This window comes from Aestuariivivens sediminicola (assembly GCF_022662015.1).
Taxonomy (GTDB): domain Bacteria; phylum Bacteroidota; class Bacteroidia; order Flavobacteriales; family Flavobacteriaceae; genus Aestuariivivens; species Aestuariivivens sediminicola.
Map to the genome: position 1 here is coordinate 42,098 of NZ_JAKMCM010000002.1, position 19,126 is coordinate 61,223.

17 protein-coding genes are annotated in these 19,126 nt (G+C 39.7%); 8 read left to right on the forward strand and 9 right to left on the reverse strand.

All coding sequences use genetic code 11. The features are described 5' to 3' along the window. Nucleotides 1-56: 56 nt before the first annotated feature. From MR041_RS05195 to MR041_RS05205, 3 genes are all read right to left on the reverse strand, one after another. Complete coding sequence (locus tag MR041_RS05195) at nucleotides 57-1,475, reverse strand: amidohydrolase family protein (protein WP_242092542.1); 1,419 nt, start codon at nucleotides 1,473-1,475, stop codon at nucleotides 57-59. Nucleotides 1,476-1,542: 67 nt separating this feature from the next. Then, nucleotides 1,543-4,131, reverse strand: a complete 2,589-nt coding sequence (locus tag MR041_RS05200) for a phosphoenolpyruvate carboxylase (RefSeq protein ID WP_242092543.1) — start codon at nucleotides 4,129-4,131, stop codon at nucleotides 1,543-1,545. 360 nt (nucleotides 4,132-4,491) lie between these two features. Beyond that, on the reverse strand, nucleotides 4,492-4,824 hold the full coding sequence (locus tag MR041_RS05205) for a single-stranded DNA-binding protein (protein ID WP_242092544.1): 333 nt from the start codon (nucleotides 4,822-4,824) through the stop codon (nucleotides 4,492-4,494). A 474-nt stretch (nucleotides 4,825-5,298) separates the two neighbouring features. On the opposite strand from MR041_RS05205, the gene MR041_RS05210 reads away from it, so the two are divergent. Beyond that, nucleotides 5,299-5,808, forward strand: coding sequence for a DinB family protein (locus MR041_RS05210; protein ID WP_242092545.1), 510 nt, complete (start codon nucleotides 5,299-5,301; stop codon nucleotides 5,806-5,808). A gap of 11 nt (nucleotides 5,809-5,819) precedes the next feature. Continuing rightward, the gene (locus tag MR041_RS05215) at nucleotides 5,820-6,170 is read left to right on the forward strand and encodes a hypothetical protein (protein WP_242092546.1); all 351 of its coding nucleotides are present in this window, start codon (nucleotides 5,820-5,822) and stop codon (nucleotides 6,168-6,170) included. A gap of 7 nt (nucleotides 6,171-6,177) precedes the next feature. Here the strand turns inward: MR041_RS05215 and MR041_RS05220 are convergent, their stop codons facing one another. Further along, nucleotides 6,178-6,645 carry a CBS domain-containing protein gene (locus MR041_RS05220; RefSeq protein ID WP_242092547.1) on the reverse strand — a complete coding sequence of 156 codons (468 nt, stop codon included), beginning with the start codon at nucleotides 6,643-6,645 and terminating at the stop codon, nucleotides 6,178-6,180. Between the two features lie 90 nt (nucleotides 6,646-6,735). On the opposite strand from MR041_RS05220, the gene MR041_RS05225 reads away from it, so the two are divergent. Both MR041_RS05225 and MR041_RS05230 read left to right on the forward strand, forming a co-directional pair. After that, the gene (locus MR041_RS05225) at nucleotides 6,736-9,018 is read left to right on the forward strand and encodes a M20/M25/M40 family metallo-hydrolase (RefSeq protein WP_242092548.1); all 2,283 of its coding nucleotides are present in this window, start codon (nucleotides 6,736-6,738) and stop codon (nucleotides 9,016-9,018) included. 75 nt (nucleotides 9,019-9,093) lie between these two features. Then, the gene (locus tag MR041_RS05230) at nucleotides 9,094-9,822 is read left to right on the forward strand and encodes a hypothetical protein (RefSeq protein WP_242092549.1); all 729 of its coding nucleotides are present in this window, start codon (nucleotides 9,094-9,096) and stop codon (nucleotides 9,820-9,822) included. 56 nt (nucleotides 9,823-9,878) lie between these two features. On the opposite strand, the gene MR041_RS05235 is transcribed toward MR041_RS05230, so the two are convergent. Further along, nucleotides 9,879-13,334: a T9SS type A sorting domain-containing protein gene (locus tag MR041_RS05235; RefSeq protein ID WP_242092550.1), complete on the reverse strand. Its 3,456-nt coding sequence runs from the start codon at nucleotides 13,332-13,334 to the stop codon at nucleotides 9,879-9,881. A 4-nt stretch (nucleotides 13,335-13,338) separates the two neighbouring features. Next, entirely contained in the window at nucleotides 13,339-13,854 is a 516-nt protein-coding gene (locus MR041_RS05240; RefSeq protein WP_242092551.1) for a hypothetical protein, read from the reverse strand. A gap of 163 nt (nucleotides 13,855-14,017) precedes the next feature. Between MR041_RS05240 and MR041_RS05245 the strand changes: the two genes are divergently transcribed. From MR041_RS05245 to MR041_RS05255, 3 genes are all read left to right on the forward strand, one after another. Continuing rightward, nucleotides 14,018-14,608 (forward strand): HupE/UreJ family protein, encoded by a 591-nt coding sequence (locus tag MR041_RS05245; protein WP_242092552.1) that lies wholly within the window; start codon nucleotides 14,018-14,020, stop codon nucleotides 14,606-14,608. 143 nt (nucleotides 14,609-14,751) lie between these two features. Continuing rightward, complete coding sequence (locus MR041_RS05250; protein ID WP_242092553.1) at nucleotides 14,752-15,183, forward strand: deoxycytidylate deaminase; 432 nt, start codon at nucleotides 14,752-14,754, stop codon at nucleotides 15,181-15,183. Continuing rightward, nucleotides 15,183-16,772, forward strand: a complete 1,590-nt coding sequence (locus MR041_RS05255) for a S41 family peptidase (RefSeq protein ID WP_242092554.1) — start codon at nucleotides 15,183-15,185, stop codon at nucleotides 16,770-16,772. The genes MR041_RS05250 and MR041_RS05255 overlap by 1 nt, the downstream gene beginning before the upstream one ends. A gap of 62 nt (nucleotides 16,773-16,834) precedes the next feature. On the opposite strand, the gene MR041_RS05260 is transcribed toward MR041_RS05255, so the two are convergent. The 3 genes from MR041_RS05260 to MR041_RS05270 are packed head-to-tail and all read right to left on the reverse strand — an operon-like array spanning nucleotide 16,835 to nucleotide 18,221. Next, nucleotides 16,835-17,437, reverse strand: a complete 603-nt coding sequence (locus MR041_RS05260; RefSeq protein WP_242092555.1) for an NAD(P)-binding domain-containing protein — start codon at nucleotides 17,435-17,437, stop codon at nucleotides 16,835-16,837. After that, on the reverse strand, nucleotides 17,437-17,640 hold the full coding sequence (locus tag MR041_RS05265) for a hypothetical protein (protein ID WP_242092556.1): 204 nt from the start codon (nucleotides 17,638-17,640) through the stop codon (nucleotides 17,437-17,439). The genes MR041_RS05260 and MR041_RS05265 overlap by 1 nt, the downstream gene beginning before the upstream one ends. Continuing rightward, entirely contained in the window at nucleotides 17,640-18,221 is a 582-nt protein-coding gene (locus MR041_RS05270; protein WP_242092557.1) for a MarC family protein, read from the reverse strand. The genes MR041_RS05265 and MR041_RS05270 overlap by 1 nt, the downstream gene beginning before the upstream one ends. 105 nt (nucleotides 18,222-18,326) lie before the next feature. Here MR041_RS05270 and MR041_RS05275 point away from each other — a divergent pair, with 105 nt between their 5' ends. Next, the gene (locus tag MR041_RS05275; RefSeq protein ID WP_242092558.1) at nucleotides 18,327-18,890 is read left to right on the forward strand and encodes a DUF3109 family protein; all 564 of its coding nucleotides are present in this window, start codon (nucleotides 18,327-18,329) and stop codon (nucleotides 18,888-18,890) included. Nucleotides 18,891-19,126 lie beyond the last annotated feature (236 nt).

Sequence of the window (19,126 nt, forward strand, 5' to 3'; positions counted from 1 at the left end):
AAAAAAAACGCTCCGAAATACGGAGCGTTTTTTTATTCATTTGTGGAAAATTTGAATTATCGGATACCCACCAGGCCCCTGGCAGCTTCAAATAATTTTTTAGAGTTGTAGCCCCTTCCATTTTTAAAAACGGTCTCGATACTTCTAATGGCATTGATGTTTTCGCTGATATCTTCATTTAAAATAATGAGGTCCGCTATTTTTGACGGTTCCAAAGTTCCTATACTCTGACTTTGTTCCAGGTATGTTGCTCCATGAAGTGTGCAAATTTTAACGGCTTCTGGGATGCTGAAACCCATTTCAACAAATAATTCCAACAGGCGCATATTGGCATACCCGGCTACGATCCTTCCATCGTATGTGGGGTCTGTGCCGGCAACGAGTAATCCACCGGCATCATAAAAGGCCTTTTCCCATATTTTTGATTTATTAAAAAGTTCATAATCCAAACTGTCACGACCTTGTTTGCTAACCCATCTTTTATAGACTTTATCCCTTGCAGTCGAATACAGGGCATCGATACCTCCTCCGGGAACAACTTCTCTGTTTGTATAAGGTTCGAAGACGTTGATGGTTGAGGTGAGTGCGACTTTTTTCTCAACTAAATGTGCAATGAGGTCACTCATCTCCACGGAATTGACAGGTAATTCAAGCAAGGATTTACGCTGTTTGAATGGATCGCAGTCGTTCGATTTTTTGTCTTTTACAAAGTCACTGCTCACAAAAAAGCCATGCTCAAGATTATCAATGCCAATATCGGCCGCTTCCCTGTAGGTTATGGAACACAAATGCCCGGTCACTTTTAATTTTCTCTTATGGGCGGCATTGACAATGGCCTTTAAATCGGCATGCGTTATGAAATTGTAAACCTTGAAGGATGTGACTCCCATTTCGGCATAAAAGTTCACCATTTTTTCTGCTTGTTCAGAAGACCTGAAAGCACCTGTTTCAAAAATCCCGAGACCTTCACGATCCAGGAAAGGGCTTGTAACATCCATTTTGGGACCTGGAATTGCACCGTTTTGAATAGCGCTGTTTATATTGATATCGGCCTGAGGCATTATACTTCCAGCTGTACGCATGGTAGTGACGCCTCCGGCTAAGTATAGCTTTGGAAATGAATAACTCATCTGATTGAGACCGAAATTTGTTCCCGGGGTGGCCTTCGGATAAAATAAATGTTCATGCAACATGACCAGTCCGGGAATGGCACTTTTTCCCTGCATATCTATAACAGTGACACTGTCGGGGAAAATCAAATCTTCGCCAATCTCAATAATACGATCATTATGAATAAGAATATCCTGATTATACAAGGGAGGATTGCCCGTACCATCGACCAGAGTCAAATTCTGTAAGACATAATGTCCCATAGGATAGGTCACAAATGATTGTGTTACTTCGGAAATGGCAGTTTGACCACATGTGGATGCATATACGGCAATACATGCAATTGTAATACATAGACGCTTCATAATAGTTAATTGAAGAATAAGGTCTATGAATATAATAAATAATATACTAGTACATTAAAATAAATTCTTAAGCCGAATTTCTACTCGCATTAATGTTACCGAATAGCGAACGGGTCACAATCTTTTCGAAAATTTTTAATTCCTCTTCATCTTTAACCTCTGCCTTATTGAGATCCTGGACTTTTTTAAGTGCATACTGCTGTATGGTGAGTAACGGCAATACGATGGATTCACGCATCTCAATAGAGGCTTTACCCGAAGGTTCATTCTCCATGAGTTCCTTGTAACCAGTAACCTTTAACAGTAAGCGTTTCGTGGTGAGGTATTCCTCGTATATAATATTCCAAAATGCACCAAATTCTTCATCCTTCGACATGTATTTTGTAAGGTCGAAAAACGATTTGGTTAAGGACATCATACTATTTTCCAACAGGGTTTTAAAGAATTTAGAATTCTTATAAAGTTGTTCTACCTTATGGAGTTCGCCGCGATCTTCATAGGCCTTGATCGCAGTCCCTACACCAAAGAATCCCGGCACATTTTGTTTTAATTGACTCCAGGATCCCACAAATGGGATAGCCCTTAAATCAGAAAACACTAAGGTATCTGAATTGGATCGTTTGGACGGTCGACTGCCAATATTGGTTTTAGCATAGTATTTTAAGGTACTCATGTGCTCTAAATAAGGAATGAACTTAGGATGGCTTTTAAAGTTTTTGTAGGCCTGGTAACTGGTCTCCGCCAGGTCGTTCATTACCGATTTGTCTTCGGGAGACATGGGCATTCTGTTCATTCCGAATCGATTAAAAAGACCGGAACTGATTAACTGCTCGAGGTTATACTGTGAAGACTCTAAGGTTCCAAAATTAGAACTAATGGTTTGACCCTGAATGGTCAATTGCACTTCTTTATCTTCTATGGTCGGTCCCAGTGAGGCATAAAAATTATGCGTCTTACCACCACCTCTTGCAGGTGGTCCGCCTCGTCCATCAAAGAATATGGCGGTTATATTGTATTTTCTGGACATCTCCGTTAGCAACTCTTTGGCTTTGAATATACCCCAGTTCGCCATGAGGTAACCACCGTCTTTTGTGCCGTCCGAAAAGCCTAACATAATGGTCTGCTTATTACCACGCTTTTCTACATGGGCCCTATATTGAGGATTGCTATACAGTTGTTCCATAACCTTTGGCGCATTTTCCAAATCAGTAATGGTTTCAAAGAGGGGAACAACGTCAACGGTTAATTCATCCTTGAAGGCAACCATTTTTAGCATGGCAAATAATTGCATGACATTGAGTGCCGTCTGGTTGTTACTAATGATATATCGATTAGCGCCTTTTTCGCCATTGGTGGCTTGAATTTCCTTGATGCACCTGATCGTTTTTAAAGTGTTTGCTACCATTTCATCTTTAAAAACACTTAAATCGCCAATATCATCATTGGCCTTGGATAAAATGTCAATTTGTTCTGCTTCAGAAATGTCGTGATAATTTTTCGGGAAGGAGGTACTGCCTTTTTCAATTAAATGATTTATCACCGTTGTAAATACGGCATGGTGAATTCTGCTGTCCTGCCTGATATCCAATGTGGCAAAATGGTAACCAAAGATATGTATCCTGTTGATAAGATTGTTGATCTGGCTTACATACAACGATTGGTGTTCTGCCACGATATGGTTCCGAATATTAAGAAGCTCTTTAAGAAGTTCCTTGGCTGTTGGGGCATCTTCCGAGTAGGGGTTCAGGCTGTAATTATAAATTATGGTTTCAAGCTTAATAATGCGTTCTTCAATATTTCTGAAGGTAAGCTTGCGTCTTAAATCCTTTAAATCCTGGTAATATTTCTTAAGAATGGCCTGTTTTAACTTTTTAGCCACCTTTAACGTGGTATCGGGCTTGACAAACGGATTGCCATCGCGATCTCCACCAGGCCAAAACCCGACATTGATAATCTCGTTATGTTTTTTACCATCGTCATATATATTTTGTTGGATATAATTGTAAATTTCACCAAATGAGGCGTAAAATACGTTCTCCAAATACCAGATCAAACTGATGGCTTCATCATAGGGCGTGGGTTTTTCTCTTTTGAAAAAGGGCGTTTTCCCTAATTGCCCAAATAAATTACTGATATCGGTTATGTTGTTCTCTTTAATGGCTTCCGTCAAGTCTGTTATTATGCCTAATACAGACCCGGGGTAAAATTGCGTGGGATGAGCTGTAAGTACGATTCGAACTTTAAACTCCTCTAAATAGGCCTTTAACTCTTCTAATCTGTTTTCGGAATTGGCTGTTTCTTTCAAATTTCTTAGGGTACCCAAGCCTTCCATATTATTAACAATTGGGAATGCCGCATCTTCGATAGCATCAAATAAAACCACCTGTCGCTCGATGTATTGGATAAAACGAAACAAAAGATTAATCTGACTTTGCTTTGTCCGTCTAGCCTGGTATTTTTTAAAAAAAGTATCAACTATGGTAGTCGGGTCATCACCATTGGCAAAACCTTTTTGACACGTTTCATGAAATAAGGGCAACAAAACTCCGGTTTTTGTTATGGCATCAAAAGGTAAAGTCATAAATATACTGTTGTATATCTGATATTTAGACAATACATTTTGCTTAAAACGTTTTAATTTCGGCTCTACTGACATGGTAACAAACTAATATGAATTAACTATAAAAGTAATGAAGCTATAACTAACGAGCCTAATTATAAAAAATATTTATTGATTTTTTGCGATTCATCGATTCTCATTGTGAATAATTTAAAAAAACAATTGCAAATTATGAACTTTTTAATGTTGCGGCGGAAAGTGGTAGAGAATTTAAGGATGTCCAAACGATACGAATAATATTTAAGATATTTCTCAAGAAAGGCGACATTTCGAGAATGCGATTTTATGAATTTAGTAAGGACAATAAGGGACTTATTTCAATATAGATAATTGCAAATAAAAACCGAGACCATTGGTATAGTCTCGGTTATCAAGTCTGTTATTTCCGGTATTATGTTATTTGCCTAACATAAGCAATTCATTACAGACCACTTCAGTAATATAACGTTTATTACCTTCTTTATCATCATAACTGCGTGATGTCAGCTTTCCCTCAATGGCCACTTCTTTTCCTTTGGTGACATATTTTTCAATGATCTCTGCCGTTTTTCCCCATGCGACGATGTTATGCCATTGGGTGTCCGTAATTTTTTCACCTTTAGCATTGGTGTAGCTTTCATTTGTGGCAATATTAAATTTTGCCAATGTCTTTCCCGATTCCAGATTAATGATTTCGGGATCGTTTCCTAAGTTACCAATCAACTGTACTTTGTTTCTAAGTGTACTCATAATTTTTAAATTTTATAGTCTGCTAAAGACAGACCAATTAAACAGTTAATACTATCGAATCTCCAGTGATTCAACGCTGCAAATATGGCATAGATGGTATGTTTTAATCGTATGTTATCTGCTTAAATTCGTTTGTAAGAGTTTGTAGTCGTTTGTAAACGACTAAAGAAGTGGGGTTGAAAAAATATTGATACTCAGGTTCTCAGGAGCAGCTCTGACTTGCTTGACATTGCTTTAGTGCTTTAATAACATAATAAGCAATGCAGTGCTTAATATTAAGATTTTGATATATTAATTGCGTATGCAGTGGGATGTTATTAACACCACATTGAAGGAAGATGCTTTATACTGGAGATGCACTTCATGCTAAAATTACATGCAGGAGGAATCGTATTTGGACTATTTTGCTATAAAAACCCTATTTTTAACATGGCTAAAAGATGAGGTCTAACGGAATTAAAAAGGCTCTTCACTGTGAAAATTGAAAATATTATCGATCAACTGGAACACAACAAAAGTTGTTTCCGAGGCCTGTTTGAAGACAAATCTGAGGAAATGTATTTGTATCGTCCTCAGGAAAACAAGTGGTGTTTGTTGGAAATAGCCTGCCATTTGTTAGATGAAGAAAAAGAAGATTTTAGGGCACGCATTAAGTATATTTTTGATCACCCTGATTATGACATGCCCTCCATTAATCCACCGGCCTGGGTAACCGAACGAAACTATATATCTCGAGATTTTCAAATTGTTGTTTCATTATTTTTGGAGGAGCGTGAGAAATCTGTGGCATGGTTGAGAGATAGGGTACATGCCAATTGGGAGGACCAAATCAATCATCCGAAATTAGGGGTCATGTCGGCGAAATTATTCCTTAATAATTGGTTGGCACATGATTATTTGCACATGCGGCAAATATTAAGACTGCATTATGCGTTTTTAAAGGATCAAAGTGGACTTAACCTCGATTACGCGGGTAATTGGTAAAGCATATATCTATGGAAAAAACCTGTTTAGAATGTGGGAATAAAATTTTTGGTAGAAGCGATAAAAAATTCTGTGATGACGCGTGCAGAAATGCCTATAACAATCGCGTGAACAAGGACAGTAAAAACCTGATACGAAACACCAATAACAGATTACGTAAAAATTACCGGATACTGGAAGCGCTGAATCCTAAACATAAAACAAAGGCATCGAAATCTAAACTTCTTGAAGCAGGTTTTGATTTTAATTTTTTCACAAGCATTTACACCACCAAAGCCGGTGCTGTTTATTACTTTGTCTATGACCAGGGCTATTTACCTTTGGAAGGTGATTATTTTGCTTTGGTGAAGAGGGACAGGTGAAACAATACTATTTCCACCAATTCTGACCTTTTAGTTTCATAGCTGCCTTAAGGACATCCTTTTGACTGATCTGTCCAACCAATTTACCATTTTCCACAATAGGAAAACGACGCCGTTTGGCCTTCAAGAACTTATTGGCAGCATCAAATATATTCATATTCCCATCTATGGTTTCCACATTGGCCGCCATATGTTTTTCAATCGTTTTGTCCTGCATCGGCATATTGTAATATCTGCTCTCACTGATCTGTTTGATGCAATCCCCTTCAGAAATAATACCGATCAATTCATTTTTATCATTCACCACGGGGCCCCCTGAAATACGATGTTTTATAAGGGTTTGCATAACGCTTTCAATAGTCTGGTCCGGTTTGAACTTAATTAAATTACGAGTCATGTAATCACTAACTTTTAAAGGTATGTCGTTAGCTGTGTTATTCTGCCTGCGCGCTCCGATAAAACTTTTTATCCCCATAATTTCTAATTTTAAGAATTTTAAATGTAAATATTTTTTTTGATTTTTCCTATTGTATACCTTTATAGGATAACCATTTTCCATTAAGCTATGATTAAAAAAGGCATGGCCATAGTGCTCTTAATAGCGATTGTGTTTTGGAGTTTTTCCGCTCTAATTCCCAGTGAGATATCCTCTATAGACGTTCCCGAAACGCAATTTTCAAGCCACAGGGCATTGATCCATCTGAAGGCCATTTCTAAGGCACCACATTATTTAGGGAGTGAAGAACATGACAGGGTAAGGAATTATATAATGAATCAATTACAGGATTTAGGATTAACTACCCAAATTCAGGAAGGTTGGTCTTTGGATGCATCTGGAAACCTGGCCAAACCCAGGAATATTGTGGCACGATTAAAAGGAAGTGATGGGGGGAAGGCACTTTTATTGTCGACGCATTACGATACCGATCCGTCGTCAGCTATCGGAGCAAGCGATGCCGGTTCCGGGATTGTAACCATTCTAGAGGGCCTGAGAGCATTTTTAAGTTCGGGCATAAAACCCAAAAATGATATTATCGTATTGATTACCGATGCGGAAGAGTTGGGGTTGAACGGAGCTCATCTTTTTGTAAACCGACACGAATGGGCCAAAGACGTTCAAGTGGTTCTAAATTTAGAAGCCAGAGGCAGTGGCGGTCCTGGAATTATGTTTATTGAAACCAATCAGGGTAATGCCAAGTTGATTCAAGGTTTTAAGGCGGCCAAACCCGCTTACCCTTTGGGGAATTCATTGTTTTACAGCATCTATAAAATTTTACCTAATGATACCGATTTAACTGTTTTTAGAGAGCATGCAGACATCAGTGGATTTAATTTTGCCTTTATCGACGATCATTTTGATTATCATACGGAACTGGATAATTACAACAGGTTAGACCGAAGTTCCCTGGAGCATCAAGGGACGTATATGATGGCGATGCTGAATTATTTTACCCAGGCCAATTTAGAGGATTTGGAAAGCCCATACGATGAGGTCTATTTTAATATGCCCATATTTAATACCATGGTGGTCTATCCTTTTTCATGGATTGTCCCTATGCTGATTTTAGCAATTCTTGCATTTATATGGGTGTTGCGCTATGGGTTTCGTCATAAAGTACTCCATCTCAAGGCCATTGGCGAGGGTGCTTTATCCTTTTTTGTTGCCATGATCCTGGCAGGTCTCGTTGGATATTTCGCATGGCCGGCCCTGAAATTGGTATATCCTCAATACAATGAAATACTCCAGGGATTCACCTATAATGGCCATGACTATATTGCGGCATTCATCGCGCTAACCATCGCTATCTGTTGTTTTGCATATCATGGAACCTATAGTAAAGCGAGTACCGGAAATTTACTGGTCATACCCATTGCAGTGTGGCTCCTGTTGTGTACTGGTCTTGCCGTTAAATTAAAAGGCGCAAGTTTTTTTATTATCCCCGTGTATTTCGCCATATTAAGTCTGTTTGTTGTTATCAGGCAGAAAGCGCCTGATATCTTCCTTTTGGTATTACTCAGCGTTCCGCTGTTAACCATAATTGGTCCATTTGTGCAAATGTTTCCTGTTGGACTCGGTTTGAAAATGTTAATCAGCAGCACCCTGTTTGTAGTTTTAATGTTTAGTTTACTCATTGCGGTTTTTGGAACATTCAAACATAAAAGGAGGTGGGGTTACCTTTTTGTATTCTTAGCAGGATATTTTCTTATTTCTGCGCACGGACATTCCGATTATTCTTCAGAACGTCCCAAACCCAATAGTTTATTGTATGTCTTTGATGCGGATGATAGCACCGCCGTATGGGCAACTTATGATAAAATTTTAGATGGTTTCACCACACCTTTTCTTGGTGAAAACCCCAATGATAAGTCATCGTTAAACCGTTATGTTATCGATAGTAAGTACCATACGGGATTTACCTTTACAAGGGAAGCCCCAATTCAGCATTTAGACCAATTCAAATACCAAAAAGAACGAGATACCATTATTGAGGGAATCCGCCATATTAAGATGACCCTAACACCTCGAAGACCAGTGAACAGGATCGAATTATTTTCAGATGCAGCACATACGTTTAAAACAATTCAAGTAAATGGGATGCCTCTTAAAAGGGAAAATAGCACAAAACGGCAAAGGCTGTTAACTTATTATGTTTCGGATCAGGATCCCCTGGTATTGGAGTTTGAAATGCCTGAGGGTGAAAAATCGAGCTTTACCATTTATGAGGCTTCTTACGATTTGTTGACGCATCATGCTTTCGATATACCTGCCAGATCTGACCATATGATTCCTAAACCTTTTGTTTTAAATGATGCTATTGTCGTTAGAAAAACGATTACCATAGATTGAAAAATAATTAGCATAGTTTTATGATTTAAAAAGCTAAATTTTTTTAGTTTTAGCAAAATTTTAAAAACAGTAGAGATGAAGCGATTTTTGATGTTGATTTTAATCCTCGGAGTCACCAGTTTAAGTGCTCAGGAAAACCCCTTGATTAAACATTTTGAAGCCTATTACACCCAAATGAAGGCTCAAGGCGATATCCAAGGTATAATTAATGCTATGACACATTTAAATGTCATTGCCCCATCCCAGGCCAGAAAGGATACCCTGGCCTATATTTATATGAGTGAAGGACAACATGTTCAGGCATTGAACACCATAGGTTATGATAAAGTGGCAACGGATTCTGATATCGCAGTTGAGGTCAAGGCGATTGCCCTTAAAGCTGTAAAGCAACCGCAATTGGCCGTTGGTCATTTTGAAGAGTTATTTAAGCGAGATCCGAATACCTTAGTCGCCTATGAATTAGCCGAGCTCAACTTACAGTTGAAAAACCTATCCGATGCCGAAAAGCATATCAATTATGGGTTGAATAATGCCAAACCTGAAGAAAACAAGGCGTTTTATGAGACGCAAAATCCCTATCAGGTGCCTCTAAAATCGGCCTTTATGTATCTAAATGCCTTGCTGACTTACAATAAAGATCCCAAAGCCAATATCGATGCTGCGGTTGATATTTTGGATGCCACTTTAAAAACGGCGCCCAATTTTAATTTGGTGAATATCAGTAAGAATGAACTTTTAAGACAGAAGCAGGTGCTTCAGGCGCAGGCAGCACAACAGCAGCAACAGCAAGAGCCCAAGAACTAATTATATCAAGTTAGACATATAAAAGGGGTGTTTGTTTTCACAACGAACACCCTTTATTATTTCAGTATCAATTTCTTTGTAATTTTTCCGGTTTCGGTGGACAATGTTATAAAGTAAACCCCGGAGGCATAACTACCCATATCTAGAGTGTAGCCCTGGTTGTTTACTTTCACATTCGAGGCTTGAACGATGTGCTTTCCGGTCATATCGGTTATGGAATACGAAAAGGAAGACATGCCCTTAGTTTGAATATTGAAAATGTCAGATGAAGGATTCGGATAAATTCTAAAGACCAGGGGATCAAATTCGGATACATTTAATGTGCCCTCGATACTCAAATCATCAATTATGACCCCTTCGTTAACCTCATACTGATCCGAATGAAATACAAACCGGAATGCAATAGAGGTTTCACTATTTAGTGAGGATAGGTCATAGCTGTATTCCTGCAAGGTTGTATTCGTTCCGGTCCATTGTGCCCCAGGGCAATTTAAACAGTTGGCTCCGGGGGTGGTATTGCTGTTATACCAACTCGGATCATCAGCGGTTCCCAAAACAGACCAGTTCATTCCTGAATCGGTGGAATATTCAATATACATAATATCCCAGTTCTCTTCGAGGTCGTGGGCCATTTTAAATTTAAAGACCGGATTCCCCAAAAGGGATAAATCATAACACGGGGTAACCAAATAACTTTTAATATTGTTTTCGTACAAGCCGCTTAAGTTGGTGGCATATACTGTATTGTTCGTTGATTCCGTATTTAATAGTGTTCCGGTGGCAATACCGCGATCCCAAAAACCACTGAAACCTGAGCAATTGCTTTCGGAATTAAAATTAAGGATCTCATCAGATGGATTTTCAAAGGAGTTAACCACATTTACAGTTCCGGGGGTATTGGCATAAAATCCGGAAATCAATTCGTTGTTGTAGTTAAAGCTATCGCCACTGACGGAGGCACTCACTGTTAAGTCCTGAAAGCCATCCCCGGATACTATTATTGAGGGGATATCAATTAATTGGGTCGCTCCTGGAGCTAGTGTGCCATTCCAAACGGTGTTCTCTGTATTTCCATTCAAGGTATAATTCAGGGTGACTTCATTTATGGGGTCAGTGCCTCTGTTTTGAACACGGGCTTTGACGTTGTTCAAAGAACCACAAACTACTTGCTCTTCAATGCCCTGAATAGCTTCAAGGCTAATTTCATTCGGAACAGATTCCAGAGGGATGTCAGACTGCCATATCCCTCTGCCATAGGTAGCTGCGGAGATGTTTCCATCGTTTACGTTAATTTCCAAATCCGTGACAGAAACATTTGGTAAATTGGTGCCGAAGGTATCCCAATCATTGGTAGTGTCGTCGTATCGAAAAACACCGAGGCTCGTTCCTATAAATAATGGATTCTGGCTGTGTAAAGGTTGATGCTTAATGATATTTTTAGTCACACTGGGAAGTGATCCGGTAATGTCAACGAAGCTGGATCCACCATCAATCGATCGGTATACACCGCCGCTGAAACCTGAAGTCGTAACATAGATTAGGGCACTGTTGTTCGTGTTTACTTCAATAGAGGTGATGTTAGAAGAAAATGTATATGTGGTGGAAAAAGACACGCCTTTATCCACACTTTTTCGAAGCGTGTTATCTATGGCAACATAGATGTTGTTGGAATCAATGTCATCAATTTCCAGAACATCAATGTTGACATTATTTCCAAAAGAGGGTGATACCACCTCCCATTCAGTCCCACATAATTTGTACAGGCTGGAATATCCGGCATATAACACCCCGTTCTTGTCCATTGTTAACGGGGTAACCCAATTACCACCATTATCATTGGTATCTTCATCCGTTTCAGCTGCCGGAGCAGGGACATAGGCATCATTACTGGCGCCTGTCGACTGGGATATGTACAGGTTGCCGCCATACTGAATGAACCCATACATAAAATTTGAATCGTTCGGTCTTATGGCCGCATCCATACCATCTGCACCAAAATAGACTTGCCAGATACCATTGTATGCATAGCCACCATTATCCTGAAGACCACCTATCATTTTACCTGATGTTTCTCTGGAAACACTCAACCTGTAAAACTGACCAATTTGAAGTCCTTCACTTAAATCGGTAAAGTTGGTGCCACCATCGGTGGTTTTATAAAATCCGCCATCGGTACCGGCAAATAATACGCCGTCATAAAACCGCAATAAATGGATATCAGCATGTGAATAGGAGGCAGAAAAGGGCTGGTACCATTCATTCACTTTGGTAAAACTGGTACCACCATCAGTCGATTTCCATATGTTTAGGACACCGACATAAATCTCATTTTCATCGTTGTCGGATACGGCAAGGGCCATATCGAAATAGGCTTGCTTGCTGCCGTCAAAAAGATCAGCGTTCGAAGGTGTTGTAGCCGCCATTTGCAAAAACGTAAGGCCGGAGTCGGTGGATTTATATATGCCCTGGAAATCATTGTCCAAGGCGCTCAGCACATAAATTACCCCACTGTTGTTTGGGGTTACGTCAATAACCAGACGACTGGAGGCCACCGGTAATCCACTTCCAAAACCACTAGTGGTAAAGGTGTCTCCTCCATCGGTAGATACATAGAACGAATTTGAAGTTACGGCATATATGGTGTTCGGATCCCCGGGTTTTAATTTAATATCCTTCATGTTCAGGTTTTCCGTGCCATTGGTGTTATCCCAGGTTACACCGCCGTCAATCGTTTTGTAGATACCTTTATTCGTGGCGACCCACAATATATTGGAGTTGCTCGGGTGCATATAGATATCATTCATATTGGTGGGACTGCCCGGACTGGAATTTAAACCCGTGGTGTTCCAGGTTGTTCCACCATCGGTAGATTTCATAACCCCCACGCTGTAGGTGTCCCAACCGTCGTCATCGCCTGTAGCGATATAAATTGTATTACTGTCGTTATAATCAATCGCTATGCCCGAAACCCCTATTTGTGGTAAATTATCGGATAGCTGAATCCATGAATCCCCGGCATCAGTGGATTTCCAAATGCCTCCTGCCGGAGCCCCGGTGTAATAGGTATTCGGTTTGTTGGGATCGACAATAATAGCATTAATGCGCCCCTGTCCGGAACTCCAGGACCCCGTATTGGTGTGGCTAAATGGGCCTACAGGACTCCAATTGCTTAAATCGGCATTAGCACTGGTAATTTTAGCCTGTTGTACAGCAAGCCACGAGTTCCATAAGGCATCCGGAGAGGGGAGGGTGCCGTCGAGTTTCACAAAATTTTTCCAGTAGTTTTCCCAACGTCGGAATGGCTTATGTCCGCTGCCTTTTTTATTCGGATCTTTGCCCTTCCAATAGGCGTTAAAGGCTTCCACAATGGTATTGAAAGTCGTTTTCTCTGATTTTGAGGACTGGAATTTCGAGGCCGTGGTTAAATCGCTCATCCATGGGGCATCCGGATTATATTGTGCCTGGATGGTGAGTGCGAATAGTAAAACAAATAAAAAGATCAGGGGTCTCATAGGATTAAGGTTTAGGGATATTTTCATTCCTTTTTAGCTCGACGATCTTGTTGAGTTGCAGATCTAAATTAGAAACCGCAACCAACAAGGCCTTTATGCCACCAAGAAGTTCTGCTTTAGTGCTTGTCGATAATCGTTTTAAACTTTCAAGTTTATACATGTTGGTTTCAACAATTTTCAGTCTTGCCAGTATGGTGTTATTGTTTAAGCTATCTGGAATATTTTTTGTCAAGTCCTTCAGCAGTTTTGTAATCGCCTCCTCGTTGTCATTAAAATAACTTAAGTCACCTTTTTTAATATAGCCCACCTGCTCCTGCATTTGGTTGTATTCTGTCCAGTTTTCAATAAGCGCCTTGGATTCCTGGCTTAAAACAAATTCAGTGTATTGAATTTTTGAAACATCACTTTCCGTAACGGCCGTCGTCGGGAGCTCTTGTTTTTCGATCTCTGAGGTAGATGAGATCTCCTTTTTACAAGAGTAAAGCACGAATACAAGACTTAAGGCATATACTAATTTCATTTCAATTGTGGATTTAGGACACGATGCAAAGATAGCGGAATAGTTGATTCGATCTTTTTGTTCATAACATATTCAAATAGCGGTGCGTTAAAGCCATAAAAATAAAACATAATATTAAATATGTAAATTGTATCTTTAGCAACTTCAAAAAAAGACAAATACCATGCTTGAAAATTTTTGGTTTAATGTGGAATATGGGATCAATCATGTTCTCGATATTAATGCCTACGACCATGTCTTATTTTTAATTAGTTTAACGGTGCCTTATGCCTTTAAAGACTGGAAGCGTGTCATACTTTTGGTTACTATGTTTACATTAGGGCACACACTTTCCCTAATTTTAGCGGCTTACAATGTCGTGCGTATAGATGCCCAGTTGGTGGAGTTTTTAATTCCCATTACCATTTTAATAGTAGCCGTTTACAATGTGTTCACTTCGGGAAAGGGGGCCCAAAAAGAACGGCTGGGCGTATTGTTTTTTACAACCCTCTTCTTTGGTCTTATACATGGTTTGGGATTTGCCAGAGAATTTAGGATACTCCTGGGGGACTCCGACAACAAATTAATAGTACTGCTCGAATTTGCCCTGGGAATAGAATTATCGCAGGTCATCATTGTATTTATGGTGCTCTTTTTGGGCTATGTTGGACAGACCGTGTTTAGATTTTCGAAACGCGATTGGATTATGGTCATTTCATCTATTGTGATAGGACTGGTTATTCCTATGGTGTTAAATAGCGATTTTTTAGCCTAAAACTTTCGTAAAACTTTAACGAACAAGGGTTGTAATTAAAATACGAAGCTATTATATTCGTTAATAGGTTGATGTAAAGCTTACTCAAAGCACTTGTAGAGGTCAATGATGGAACATTTAGAAGGCCTTGGAAAAGTAAATTTATGGCGAAACAAAAACAATTAAAATATGATAGAGCCTATCTTCGAATTGCCATGGAGTGGGGGAAGTTGTCGTATTGCAAGCGTCGGCAGGTTGGCGCACTTATTGTAAAGGATAGAATGATTATATCCGATGGGTATAACGGGACACCTTCGGGTTTTGAGAATTTTTGTGAGGATGAAGGCGGTTATACGAAATGGTATGTGCTGCATGCCGAAGCCAATGCTATATTAAAAGTGGCTGCATCAACACAATCATGTCAGGGAGCTACCCTGTATATCACCATGTCTCCCTGTAAAGAGTGTAGTAAACTCATACATCAGGCCGGTATTATTAGAGTGGTTTATAACAAAGCCTATAAGGATGATTCCGGTTTACAATTTTTAGAAAAAGCCGGAATTAAATTAAAATTAATTGAAGATCTGACAGCCTAATGCCTTATCAAAAAAAATATTTACCCCTAGTTTTAGGTATCGCCATTGCCGCAGGCATTTTAATTGGTGGGAAACTTGATTTTACCGATGCTCCCGATCGTTTGTTTTCTACCAATAGTAAAAAAGACAAACTGAACAGACTTATAGATTACATTGAATACGATTATGTAGATGATATCAATACCGATAGCATTGTTGATGTTACCGTCAATGGCATATTGGATAACTTGGATCCTCATTCGGTTTATATTCCTAAAAAGGACATGGCACGTGTAGCGGAGGAAATGCGAGGGGATTTTGTCGGAATAGGAGTGAGTTTTTATACCTATAAAGATACGATCACAGTCATACGGGCCATAGAAAACGGGCCAAGCGAAAAGGCCGGTATTAAAGGTGGTGATCGCATTATTATGGCTAACGGCGATTCTCTAGTGGGTAAGGATGTTACAGATGAGAGTCTGGTGAATAAACTGAAAGGGGGCATTAATTCCAAAGTGCATTTAAAAGTGTACCGGAGAGGAGAACCAAAACTCCTGGATTTTACCGTGAAACGGGGGGTTATACCTATTAAGAGTGTCGATGCAGCCTATATGCTTACCGATAAAATAGGGTATATTAAAATCAATCGTTTTGCCGAAACAACCTTTAAAGAGTTCAAAACAGCATTAAACAAACTAAAGGCGGAAGGCGCTGCTGAAATCGCTTTGGATTTAAGGGATAACCCCGGTGGATTTTTAGATATAGCGGAAAAGATTATTGATGAGTTTCTGGAAGAAGACAAACTCATACTCTTTACAAAGAATAAACGTGGTGATGTAGAGAAAAGTTTCGCGACAAAGATGGGCGATTTTGAAGAGGGGAAGGTCTATGTGCTTATTAATGAAAATTCGGCCTCTGCCAGCGAAATCGTGGCCGGAGCACTTCAGGACAACGATAAAGGGACCATAATCGGGCGACGATCCTATGGTAAAGGGCTGGTTCAGCGTGAGATGGATTTAGGCGATGGCAGTGCGGTCCGTTTAACCGTTTCGAGATATTATACGCCAACCGGGCGCTCGATTCAACGACCCTATGAAAATGGTCATAAGGATTATTACGATGAATACCTGGAGCGCATAGAAAGCGGTGAACTGCTCGATGCTGATAAGATTAAAGTGGCCGATTCCCTGAAGTATACCACGCCCTCCGGTAAGATTGTTTATGGGGGTGGTGGTATTATTCCCGATGTATTTGTGCCCATAGATACGGGTATGTTCAATGAAACCCTGAACTATCTCTTACGACGCGGGTTTATAGGCTATTTTGTTTTTGAGGAATTGGAAAAGGACAGGCATCTCTATGATGACATTTCGAGACAGGAATTCATCGATAATTTTGAAATAAGCGATGACCTGGTGACCTCATTCCAGGATTATCTCAATGTGAGAACAGACTCCGATATTACCCTTGTAGCCTATTACGGTGAAATCAAACAATACCTTAAAGCCACTCTGGCCGATCAGCTTTTTGGCAATGGGGCCTTTGAAGAGGTTTTTAATCAGAATGACATTATGATCGATGAGCTCATTGCGCTGAGCGAGGAGCAGTGATTACGTCCTCCACATAAAAGAATTCAGGTTTTCTGAGAAACATTGTACAAGGAATATAACGCTTATATTTTATCGTGCACTTTGGTATGTTGCCCATTATTCCAAAGGGTTAAGATATCAGTAGCTACATGTGCTCCACTGCCACTGGCAATGGCAAACTGACTGCGCCAACCGGCCAGAGTACCCGTAACATAAAGGCCATCTTCTATCAGGTGATCTCTGTTTTTGAGCCAAATGCGATCTTTTTCAGCGGCGGCCCTCGGATGCGCTTCAATGTAGTGTTCCAGACCTTTAATACGCATCAAATTGGTGTATCCGACGGCGATGACCACAAGTTTGGAACTGTAGTTGTTTTTGTTGGTCCTTACCACAAAATGATCGCCGTTTCTTTTTATTTCCAAAACTTTTTCCTTTTCAATTTGTGCGACATGCGGGTATTGTGATGCTAATTGGGACTTTCCGCTTTCCAAAATAGCAGCTCCCGTCGTTCCGGGTGCAACTCCCAACACGTTATTGAACAAGGCATCCTGCAGGTGTGAGGCTTTTTGGTGCAGGATAATGCCAATGCGTTTCTCACGGGCATATGCCCTGTCTTTTGCAGAGCCTAAAACCAAAGCACAGGACATCCCTGATGCACCGCCCCCAACTATTAAAACATCATACATTACTTTTTGTTTTTCACTTTATCTTCGATACGTTTCGAAATTCTTAGAATCAACATTAAAATAATGGCGCATAATCCGGCCAATATGGTAATCAGTGCAACGGTATTGTCGCCTTCTAAAGGTGCATTAAAATTGATTTTGGTCGCATTGAAAATGATCAATACGGTAGCGAGGATAATTATTATGGTCGATATAATCTTCATTAGACAAATAAAACTTTAATATTATGTGCAAATAGTTTAACCGCTATGGCCAATAAAATGACCCCGAACACTTTTCGAATAATATTGATGCCATTAGCCCCCAGGAAACGTTCAATCTTCCGAGAGGTTTTGAGTACAATATAGATTAAAATGACATTTAAGATGATGGCAAGTATGATATTTTCAACCCTGAACTCAGCCCTTAGGGACAGCAAAGTCGTTAAACTCCCAGGACCGGCAATTAAAGGAAATGCCAGCGGGAAAACAGAAGCGGTCAAAGGATTTGTTTCTTCCTGCTTGTACAATGTAATGCCAAGAATCATTTCCAGGGCAATAAAAAAAAGGATGAATGCCCCCGCAACCGCAAAAGAATTCACGTCAATGCCAATTAGATTCAGAATGCTCTTTCCCAAGAAAAGGAAAAGAGTCATAATGACGCCTGCTATGATCGACGCTTTTTCACTTTGAATATGGCCTACTTTTTTACGAAGATCGATCACAATAGGAATATTTCCAACAATGTCAATTACGGCAAACAACACCATAAATGCCGTGAAAATTTCTTTAAAGTTCAATTGCATAACCTGTTCTATAAAATCCGCTGCAAAGGTCTGTATTAATTATGAAATAACAAGGTATAATAAATCTAAACTTTCTCTATTTTTGCGGACAATGATTTTAAATAGATGTTTCAACTAGGAAAAACGATTGTGTCTGAGGAGATTATTGAGAATGATTTTGTCTGTAATCTTTCCGCATGTAAAGGTGCCTGTTGTATTGATGGCGATGCGGGGGCCCCCTTGGAAGCGGAGGAAGTCAAAATACTGGAAACCATTTATCCTAAGGTGAAACCGTTCCTCAGGGATGAAGGCATTGAAGCTATTGAACAGCAAGGGTTGGTTGTTAAAACGGAAGAAGGCGATTTGGAAACACCCTTGATTAATGGTGCCGATTGTGCCTTTGTGATTTTTGATGAAAAAAAAGTGGCACGCTGTGCGATTGAGGAAGCCTACAATCAGGGGGTGATTTCATGGAAAAAGCCAATCTCCTGTCATTTGTATCCCGTTAGAGTGAAAGACTACTCCGAGTTTTCGGCCGTCAACTATCATCGTTGGCAGGTCTGCGATGATGCCTGTACCCTGGGCAAGACCTTACAGATTCCAATTTATAAATTTGTAAAAGAAGCCCTGATTAGAAAGTTTGGAGAAGATTGGTACAACGCCTTGGAGCAGCTTGCCAAATCGTTTTAAGAGCCCCCTGCTTACACTTTAAAGTGCTTGTTTTTATTGAGGTTTTCTTGATTTTTAGCTGTAATTTTTTTGATCACTTTTTAAAATGCTTAAAAATGTAAAACCCTAGTTATCAATACATTAATATTTATTTTCTGTAAACTTCTGTTACTCAATACATTTTTTTGTTTGTTAAAAACTTGTTGAAAAGCTTTCAGTAATTTTTTAAAAAAATAACAATCATTTTACAATCTTTG

Coding starts and splice junctions, on each gene's coding strand:
- MR041_RS05195 (WP_242092542.1), bottom strand. CDS start 1,475: ATGAAGCGTCTATGTATTACAATTGCATGTATTGCCGTATATGCATCC.
- MR041_RS05235 (WP_242092550.1), bottom strand. CDS start 13,334: ATGAGACCCCTGATCTTTTTATTTGTTTTACTATTCGCACTCACCATC.
- MR041_RS05240 (WP_242092551.1), bottom strand. CDS start 13,854: ATGAAATTAGTATATGCCTTAAGTCTTGTATTCGTGCTTTACTCTTGT.
- MR041_RS05220 (WP_242092547.1), bottom strand. CDS start 6,645: ATGGGGATAAAAAGTTTTATCGGAGCGCGCAGGCAGAATAACACAGCT.
- MR041_RS05225 (WP_242092548.1), top strand. CDS start 6,736: ATGATTAAAAAAGGCATGGCCATAGTGCTCTTAATAGCGATTGTGTTT.
- MR041_RS05270 (WP_242092557.1), bottom strand. CDS start 18,221: ATGCAATTGAACTTTAAAGAAATTTTCACGGCATTTATGGTGTTGTTT.
- MR041_RS05275 (WP_242092558.1), top strand. CDS start 18,327: ATGTTTCAACTAGGAAAAACGATTGTGTCTGAGGAGATTATTGAGAAT.
- MR041_RS05250 (WP_242092553.1), top strand. CDS start 14,752: ATGGCGAAACAAAAACAATTAAAATATGATAGAGCCTATCTTCGAATT.
- MR041_RS05230 (WP_242092549.1), top strand. CDS start 9,094: ATGAAGCGATTTTTGATGTTGATTTTAATCCTCGGAGTCACCAGTTTA.
- MR041_RS05200 (WP_242092543.1), bottom strand. CDS start 4,131: ATGTCAGTAGAGCCGAAATTAAAACGTTTTAAGCAAAATGTATTGTCT.
- MR041_RS05205 (WP_242092544.1), bottom strand. CDS start 4,824: ATGAGTACACTTAGAAACAAAGTACAGTTGATTGGTAACTTAGGAAAC.
- MR041_RS05260 (WP_242092555.1), bottom strand. CDS start 17,437: ATGTATGATGTTTTAATAGTTGGGGGCGGTGCATCAGGGATGTCCTGT.
- MR041_RS05265 (WP_242092556.1), bottom strand. CDS start 17,640: ATGAAGATTATATCGACCATAATAATTATCCTCGCTACCGTATTGATC.
- MR041_RS05245 (WP_242092552.1), top strand. CDS start 14,018: ATGCTTGAAAATTTTTGGTTTAATGTGGAATATGGGATCAATCATGTT.
- MR041_RS05215 (WP_242092546.1), top strand. CDS start 5,820: ATGGAAAAAACCTGTTTAGAATGTGGGAATAAAATTTTTGGTAGAAGC.
- MR041_RS05255 (WP_242092554.1), top strand. CDS start 15,183: ATGCCTTATCAAAAAAAATATTTACCCCTAGTTTTAGGTATCGCCATT.